Source organism: Vibrio sp. 10N.261.46.A3 (assembly GCF_041472995.1).
GTDB lineage: Bacteria > Pseudomonadota > Gammaproteobacteria > Enterobacterales > Vibrionaceae > Vibrio > Vibrio coralliirubri.
In genome coordinates this window covers 1-7774 of record NZ_JBFRRH010000131.1, presented here as the reverse complement: position 1 = coordinate 7774, position 7774 = coordinate 1, and the positions used below count along the sequence as shown (strand labels likewise).

Here is a 7774-nt window from a genome sequence, read left to right as displayed (position 1 = left end):
ACTGGCTTTCGCCAGCAACCCTTTAATTACTGGACTTATCTTTGCCAACGACCATTTTCCACCGCTCTGGTACAATCGGCAGCGTATCAAGGGACCATTCACTTAACGCATCATCGTACGCTTCTGGGTCCGCTTGACTCAGCAAATGACCAAAGCCCCACGTGACGACGTCACGCCCCCCTTTCAGGGCGCCGTCGAGCTTTTCATGACACCCAAGCACCTTGGCAATATCTCGCCCCTGGGAGGGTTTTTCACACAAAAACAGCCTCATAACGCCCCCTCTGGCGCTCTCATTTTCGACTTCACCCAACCTGGTGTGACTTTGGAAAGCGTCATGCCATCGCGGTTTAATTTCAACGCTTGCTGAACTTGACCGACAAAAGGTTGACACTCCATCAAATCGGCGTTGAGCTGCTTTAGTTGCTCAACGTCGCCTTGATGGCGCGCCCGAACTCGGGCGCGCAATAACACAATCGCTTTGGTCAAACTGCTCATGATTGCCCCCACTCGTCATATTGGTCATCACCACCAAACGCCTCGCTGCCATAGTGCTCGCTGTTGTGGGTAGGTTGTTGAGAATAGCCAGGCGAACTCGCATCAGAAGGTCGTGATGATTGACGTGATTTCATCACGACCGATTCCAGGCGGGAGGGTAATATGGAGATAGAGGACGCCGTTAATGCCATGCCCGATTGCGTTTGACCTGGGTTATTTTTATCAGGCCAAGTGTCCATTCTTAATTGACCTTCAATGCGTACTCGCATCCCTTTTTGCAATAACTTCGCCCACTCTTCGGCGTTATTTCGCCAATAATCAATGTTGACCCAAAAACCCCCTTTATCTTCATAAGGTTGTTCTTGATTATTGGTTTTGACCAGTCGGTCATATTTGGCTGTAAATTTTAAAAGCGGTCGAGATTGACCGTTAGACTTTTCATTACCTGGTTGCCAGAGCAATTCTGGGGTTTGACCTATATTACCTTCAAATACAAATAGAGCGTTTGACATGACTTATTCCTTTTGTTTTTCTCAATAAGAGCCTTTTAAGAACTTTATTGTAAAAAAGGAATAACAATTGTCACGAATTAGAAAGACAAAAAATAGTAGAAAAATAGTGCCGCCTAATTCGTGACTAATTAGAGTAAATATGATAAACCCAAGCCACAGCAGCCAAAAATAAAACAAAAGAACAAATTAATATAACCCAAAGGTTATTTAAATCACACATAATGAAAGTTTTAGCTTTGTTTCAACCACTCATTACTCATCTTGCCTCATTCATTACACTTCTTAGTCGATAAATACCCATTGCCTCACCTCACCTATTATTGCCTCAATATCGACAATATTGAAACATAGAGAAAAACTCACCAAAGAGCATGGGTTGCCTCACTATTTAAATCATAATTAAAGAAGTCAGTAGACCATTTAAATACTATTGCCTCATTTTTATTGCCTTTTGCCTCAACATTCTTATTTAAAGGGCCATTCACACGCCTCCGCTCCCTCAGGGCACACTTAAAAAGTGATGCCCAGAGGGAGCCCAACCCATTGCTGCATATGAAAATTTGAGGCAAAATACACCTGAAACATCAAAGTAACTACATACGCAAATTCTGCGCATTAAACACCCTAAGATTTCATTTGGACTCACCATGAATAACACTGAAAAATCACAATTGAGGCAAGAGTTTGAAACGATTAAAAATGGACACTTGAGGCAAGGGAGCAAGTATGACGAATATAAAAACCTTATCCTAACATTGAGGCACCACCGCGTAAGCTATGAGAAAATCTCTCAACTTCTTCCTTTTAAATCATCAGCAAGTGGCATTCGAAATTTCATATCAATCAGTCAAGTGAAATCCCAATTACCACCAAAAGAAAAGGCAGCCAGAACGTTACCAAACAATCCTAACCAACTCTCATTGATTTTAATAAAGAATGAGGTAGAGTATCTTTACAGTCTGCATGGGTGCACAATGAGACATATTAAGGGTTGGCTCTACTACTATAAAAACGTAGATTGCAGCATAACAACGATAGGCAAAGCATTAAGACGATGGAAAGAAAAGAGAACAAATTCACATCAAAGCAAAAAAGACAAGTAAAACATTACATTCGCCAGTTCTTCAATCAACATTATAATGCTTTAGGAAAAAGTAAAACAGAAGCTCCCCAAGGAATGATTCGAAGTGTGAGAACGTTTAATCACCACTTAGATATTACCTATCGCATTATGGAAAGATTGAATATAAGAAACATTAACAACTTAAATCAAAAAAGAGCCAAAGCGTGGCTTAAAATTCGTAAAGATGAAATTTGCAAAAAGAGCCTTCAAAATGAGAAAAAGGTATTAGAACGAATACTTTCTATCAATAAACCTGGAGTGAAATTAGCCCTACCTTCTGGACTCAAAGATAGAGAGAAAACGAATCGAGCCTACCCCATCACTTCTATCGAAAAAATCATGAATAGGCAGCAAGCCCGCACTCGCCTATCAACAAAACTGTGCTATCAAGCAGGGTTAAGAGCCAAGGAGATTTACACCTTAAGGCGTATTGATGAGCTGTCTCCTTCAACCCAAAGACAGTGGAGAGATGATTTATTTGCAGGACTTGAAGGAGAGAAATACGTTGTCAATGGTAAGGGAGGACTACTAAGGGCCGTGATGATACCAACAGAATTGGCTAAAGAATTGGAGATCTATAGGCTCGATAGTCCAATCCAAATCAAAGACAGAAAAGCCGACATTTTGACGCATTACAATCTGGTTGGAGGTATTCGATTTACCAATGCTTTTTATAACATGTCCACGAAAGTGCTCGGGTATTCTCATGGCGCTCACGGATTAAGGTACACCTATGCTCAACAACGTATGGGGGACAACAATCCAGGTAATACTTATGAAACGAATAAGCTTATTGTAAGCCAAGAGCTTGGGCATTTTAGATCCGATATCACCGATCACTACCTCAATCCTAACCTAGCCAAATAGTGAGAATCATCATGCTTTTTACCATTAATATGAATGGCGTATTTTTCCGTGACGACAGCTTTCTTGCTCATGTCAATGGTCCAGAATATCTGATGAATTTTTTGAACCACATTCCTCATAAAATTACTGGTAAGCAATTGTTAGCACTTGCATATCAACATGCTAAGAAATGGAAAATGGTCAATTTGCTTGATGAATCAGCGGAGCTCTATGCGCTTTACCTGTATTACTGCTGTGACGACTTTGAACTGGATGACCCAGAAGAAATCATCTTTGAGGCAATGCGTAGCCAGGACTTTTTGAAAAGCTATCAGAATCTTGCTCCAAGCGCCCCTTCTCTCGCTGACAGACTTAAGACGAGCCAAACACTTGCACTCTGGCTTAAAACCACATCACACGGTCATACAGGGGAAGTTAAGAGCAATGTTGAGGCATTGTTTAATGACATTGATGAGGAATACGAAGAGAAAGAGATCATTGAAGCGTTAGGGGCATTTGCTACCGAGCATATTCCAAACCATACCGACGGCTACCTTGCGACAGTAGAGCTGTATGCCCTATACAAGAGCTGGCTACATTCAGATTTAACCCCCGTCGTGACAAGCATCTACATGGAAGAGTTGTATCAAGATGACAGTTTTCCGGTGTTTTATAGGAGTTTGTTGCAATCGGAAGATCTTCACTAATGTTCTTTGATACTAGCAAGACCTCTAACGGATTTTTGGACAATTATCAGCTAGATCAATAGCTCTAATGTATTCCATTCTGATTACTATTTTTGACCGAACAAAGCGGCTAGTTGATCTTTAATTAAATAAAAAGTGCATAGATATTCAAAAGGCAAGGTTTACACCTTGCCTTAGTCATTATTTATACCAACCGTCAGCTAGAACCTCTGCTTGTTCTAACACAAGCTTGATGGCTTCTTCTGCGGCATCGGGTGGATACTTCCACCTACGTAATAGTCGACGTACAAGGTTTCGCATACGCGCTCGTACACTTTCACGCTTCTGCCAGTCAACAGTTGCAGACTTACGCAGTTGATGAGTTAACTCGATAGCCAGTTCACGCAAGTTATCATCGCCAAGCTCCCGTACTGACGATTCGTTGTCAACTAATGCCCGATAAAAGGCAATTTCATCAACAGAAAGGTTGAGTTTATCTAGCAACTCCCCGTCTTCTTGCATCTCTTTAGCCCACTGAATCAATTCTTCAATGACCTGAGCGGTTTCAATGCTACGGTTATGATATTTTTGTAGCGTCGACATAATACGCTCTGAGTATTTCTTCTCTTGAACAACATCGTTCTTCATACGAGCTTTTACCTCATCACGAAGTAGCTTTTCAAGAAGTTCAACAGCTAAGTTCTTTTCCTTCATGTTCTTAACATCTTCTAAGAACTCTTCAGAAAGCAAACCAATGTTAGGTTTATCTAGACCAACCATTGAAAATATATCATCAACACCATCCGCGATGACCGCGTTATCGAGAATGTGTTTTAGAGCGGAGTTTCGCTCTTCATCTGAACGTTTTTTGTCAACTGTCGTGTGCTTAAGAAATGCAGCTTTAATCGCCGAGTAAAATGCAATTTCGTTTTTATAGCCGCGAGTCTCGTCCATGGTATTACACAACGAATAAGCTTTACCTAGCGCAGCCATAACATCAAGAAAACGGCGCTTACCATCACGAACCTCTTTGCCATTGCTATCGATATGTGACAACCCAGATAAGTGACCTGCAGCTCCTGGAAGTAATCGGAGTGCGTCTGTTTCAAAATCAGGGCGATAGTTAAAGACATAGCCATCTACCGGTGTAGCAAACATCCCTCGAATAATATCAACCTTCTCCATTAAGACAGAAAAAGCTTCTGCAGTATCAACTGTTGGTGCGCCTTTACCCTGGCTATTGGTATAGGTTTTTAGTGCATTTTTAAGTTCATTAGCGATACCAATATAATCAACCACTAAACCACCGGGTTTATCTTTAAACACCCGATTTACACGAGCAATAGCCTGCATTAGGTTATGCCCTTTCATTGGTTTATCAATGTACATAGTATGACAACACGGTGCGTCAAAGCCTGTCAGCCACATATCGCGAACAATCACCAATTGAAGTTCATCTTGTGTATCTTTGTAACGAGCTTCAAACAGTTTCTTAGTTTTTTTATCATGAATATGAGGCTGCATCTTAGCTTTATCTGACGCGCTGCCTGTCATGACGATTTTGATCGCTCCTTTGGCTGGATCGTCGTTATGCCACTCTGGCTTGATGGCCACAATCGCATTATAAATGTCGACACAAATTTCACGGCTCATCGCCACAATCATGGCTTTTCCAGGAAAGGTCGAGGTACGAGTCGTAAAATGATGCACCAAATCTTTTGCAACCTGCTCGATACGAGGCTCAGCACCTATCAGTTTTTCAAGCGTTGCCCATTCTGATTTTACTTTCTCACGATCCGCCGTTTCTTCATCTTCACCAATTTCTTCCTCGACTTTGTCGTTAAGTTGCTCAATTTCATCTTGGTTGATATCAAGTTTTGCGAGGCGTGATTCGTAATAAATAGGCACCGTGGCGCCATCATCAACGGCATCTTGGATATCATAGATTGATACGTATTCACCAAAGACTCCACGAGTATCTTTATCATCCATGGCGATCGGCGTGCCAGTAAATCCAATAAATGAGGCGTTTGGTAATGCATCGCGCATGTATTTAGAGTAACCGTAGACGTACTTTTGAGACGTCACGTTTCCTTCCGCATCTTTTACATCAACCAGTTTAGACTTATTACCATACTGGCTGCGGTGTGCTTCATCTGAGACTACGACAATATTGGCTCGCGTCGAGAGCACGGGATGGTCCGTCTCTTCTGCCAGTAAGGCAAATTTTTGGATAGTAGTGAAGATGATACCGCCAGATTGGCGACTCAATAGTAGTTCACGCAGCTTATCTCGACCATTAGCTTGTAAGGGGAGTTGCTTGAGCGTCTCTTGCGCCATACCAAAAGTGTTAAAAAGTTGACCATCAAGATCATTTCGATCTGTAACCACCACTATTGTTGGGTTATTCATTGCTGGTTGTTGCAGTAGTTTACTGGCGTAGCAAACCATCGAAATGCTTTTACCGCTCCCTTGTGTATGCCAAACTACCCCCGCCTTACCGCTGCCAGGTTTAATCTTCTCTAAACCTTTTGTGGCTTGTATTTGGTATTGATCCATACGCTCAGCAACCATAGGTAATTCACCCTCCGCTTGTTTGGCACGAACGGTTGCCTCTACCGCGGCTCGTACAGCATGGAACTGGTGATAACCTGCAATCTTTTTGATTATGTTGTCGTTGTCTGTTTCAAATAAAACAAAATAACGTATGTAATCTAACAGTAGGTCAGGTTTAAAGAAGCCCTTAACCATGGTTTCAAGTTGGTATTCCCAAAGTGGCTTGTCATCTTCACTCGATACGGTTTTCCAAGGTAAAAACCGCTCTTTATTGGCAGTTAGTGAACCAATACGAGCCGTCCAACCATCACTGACCACTAAAGATTCATTGAAAGCAAAGAGGTCCGGAATTTCATCTTTGTAAGTTTGAAGTTGGTTGTAGGCGTGCCAAATATCGGCATGCTCATCGGCGGGATTTTTCAGCTCGATGACAGCAATAGGTAACCCATTGATAAACACCAATACATCTGGACGCCGGTTACCTTTAGTACCTGTGATGGTGAACTGATTCACGACCAAAAACTCGTTGTTATCTGGATTGGTAAAATCCATTAAGCGAGCATGGGTGTGCTTAGTTTTGGTTTCACCGTCTTCATACACGGTATATTCAACAGGCGCACCTTCAATTAGGTACTTATGAAAAGCTCGGTTACTTTTAATCAGAACGGGCGTATCTGGTGTGCTCACCATGTTCACCACGACTGCTAGGCTCTCTTGTGGTAGCTCAGGGTTTAATGCTTCCAAACGCTCTAGCAAGCGCTGTTTGAGCACAACTTGATGGTAATCATCGCGTTCAGCTGAATGACCATCGGGGGCGATGTCATAACCACATTTGTATTGATAACCAAGACCCATAAACCAATCAAGGCAAAGCTGTTCTAATTGGTCTTCAGTGATCATGAGTCTTCTCCATCATTCATCGTCATATCTTGAGACAAAATAACTTCTATCTCTTCGATAGAAGGAAGTTGCCCTTTAATATTTTGAGGTAGTCTTTCAGAAAGCTGGTATTCCGCGATGCCTATTGGTGACGTTTTATTGCGCACCGCGTATTCCGCGACCACTCGATTTCGCTCTTTGCATAGCAGTAAGCCGATGGTGGGAGCGTCATCCTGTCGTTTTAGCTCTCCATCAACGGCTGATAGGTAGAAATCAAGTTGGCCAACGTCTTTAGGTGAAAGTTTGTCGGCTTTAAGTTCGATCACCACGTAACAACGGAGGTTAAGGTGATAGAACAGCAAATCGATAAAAAAATCATCCCCGCCCACATTCAGATTATATTGCTGACCAACTAGCGCAAAACCACTTCCTAGCTCAAGTAAAAACGAGGTGATGTGTTTCATGAGCGCGTTCTCAATATCTCGTTCTTTTGCTTCTGCGTTGAGGTTTAAGAAGTCAAAATGGTATGGATCTTTTAAAGTTTGAATGGCAAGCTCAGAGCTCGGATCTGGAAGTGTCATTTCAAAGTTATTCACCGCAGAGCCTATTCGAGTTATTAGCTGGCTTTCAACTTGGTGAATTAATACCGCTCTAGACCCTGTCTCTTGATCATATCT

Annotated in this window: 8 protein-coding genes; 3 read left to right on the top strand and 5 right to left on the bottom strand. The window is 42.1% G+C overall.

Annotation, left to right across the window (positions count from 1 at the left end; translation table 11 throughout):
• Positions 1-22 precede the first annotated feature (22 nt).
• The 3 genes from AB4484_RS24500 to AB4484_RS24490 are packed head-to-tail and all read right to left on the bottom strand — an operon-like array spanning position 23 to position 1007.
• On the bottom strand, positions 23-220 hold the full coding sequence (locus AB4484_RS24500; protein WP_372080816.1) for a hypothetical protein: 198 nt from the start codon (positions 218-220) through the stop codon (positions 23-25).
• Positions 221-267: 47 nt separating this feature from the next.
• A complete protein-coding gene (locus AB4484_RS24495; protein WP_372080815.1) occupies positions 268-495 on the bottom strand; it encodes a hypothetical protein in 228 nt (75 codons plus the stop codon).
• Positions 492-1007, bottom strand: coding sequence for a single-stranded DNA-binding protein (locus AB4484_RS24490; RefSeq protein WP_372080814.1), 516 nt, complete (start codon positions 1005-1007; stop codon positions 492-494). Before AB4484_RS24490 ends, AB4484_RS24495 begins: the two co-directional genes overlap by 4 nt.
• 647 nt (positions 1008-1654) lie before the next feature.
• Between AB4484_RS24490 and AB4484_RS24485 the strand changes: the two genes are divergently transcribed.
• Genes AB4484_RS24485 through AB4484_RS24475 form a run of 3 tightly spaced genes read left to right on the top strand, consistent with a single transcriptional unit; the run spans position 1655 to position 3683 of the window.
• Positions 1655-2110 carry a hypothetical protein gene (locus tag AB4484_RS24485; RefSeq protein ID WP_372080813.1) on the top strand — a complete coding sequence of 152 codons (456 nt, stop codon included), beginning with the start codon at positions 1655-1657 and terminating at the stop codon, positions 2108-2110.
• Positions 2062-2997, top strand: coding sequence for an integrase (locus AB4484_RS24480; RefSeq protein ID WP_372080812.1), 936 nt, complete (start codon positions 2062-2064; stop codon positions 2995-2997). Before AB4484_RS24485 ends, AB4484_RS24480 begins: the two co-directional genes overlap by 49 nt.
• An 11-nt stretch (positions 2998-3008) precedes the next feature.
• A complete protein-coding gene (locus AB4484_RS24475) occupies positions 3009-3683 on the top strand; it encodes a hypothetical protein (RefSeq protein WP_372080811.1) in 675 nt (224 codons plus the stop codon).
• A gap of 180 nt (positions 3684-3863) precedes the next feature.
• Here AB4484_RS24475 and AB4484_RS24470 read toward each other — a convergent pair whose 3' ends face one another.
• On the bottom strand, positions 3864-7118 hold the full coding sequence (locus tag AB4484_RS24470) for a type I restriction endonuclease subunit R (RefSeq protein WP_372080810.1): 3255 nt from the start codon (positions 7116-7118) through the stop codon (positions 3864-3866).
• Positions 7115-7774, bottom strand: a 660-nt coding sequence (locus AB4484_RS24465; protein ID WP_372080809.1) for a YhcG family protein, incomplete at its 5' end; no start/stop codon positions are given. The genes AB4484_RS24465 and AB4484_RS24470, both read right to left, overlap by 4 nt.

Excerpts from the sequence above, each read along its gene's own strand:
- AB4484_RS24495 (WP_372080815.1), bottom strand. The coding sequence starts at position 495 with ATGAGCAGTTTGACCAAAGCGATTGTGTTATTGCGCGCCCGAGTTCGG.
- AB4484_RS24490 (WP_372080814.1), bottom strand. The coding sequence starts at position 1,007 with ATGTCAAACGCTCTATTTGTATTTGAAGGTAATATAGGTCAAACCCCA.
- AB4484_RS24485 (WP_372080813.1), top strand. The coding sequence starts at position 1,655 with ATGAATAACACTGAAAAATCACAATTGAGGCAAGAGTTTGAAACGATT.
- AB4484_RS24480 (WP_372080812.1), top strand. The coding sequence starts at position 2,062 with ATGGAAAGAAAAGAGAACAAATTCACATCAAAGCAAAAAAGACAAGTA.
- AB4484_RS24475 (WP_372080811.1), top strand. The coding sequence starts at position 3,009 with ATGCTTTTTACCATTAATATGAATGGCGTATTTTTCCGTGACGACAGC.
- AB4484_RS24470 (WP_372080810.1), bottom strand. The coding sequence starts at position 7,118 with ATGATCACTGAAGACCAATTAGAACAGCTTTGCCTTGATTGGTTTATG.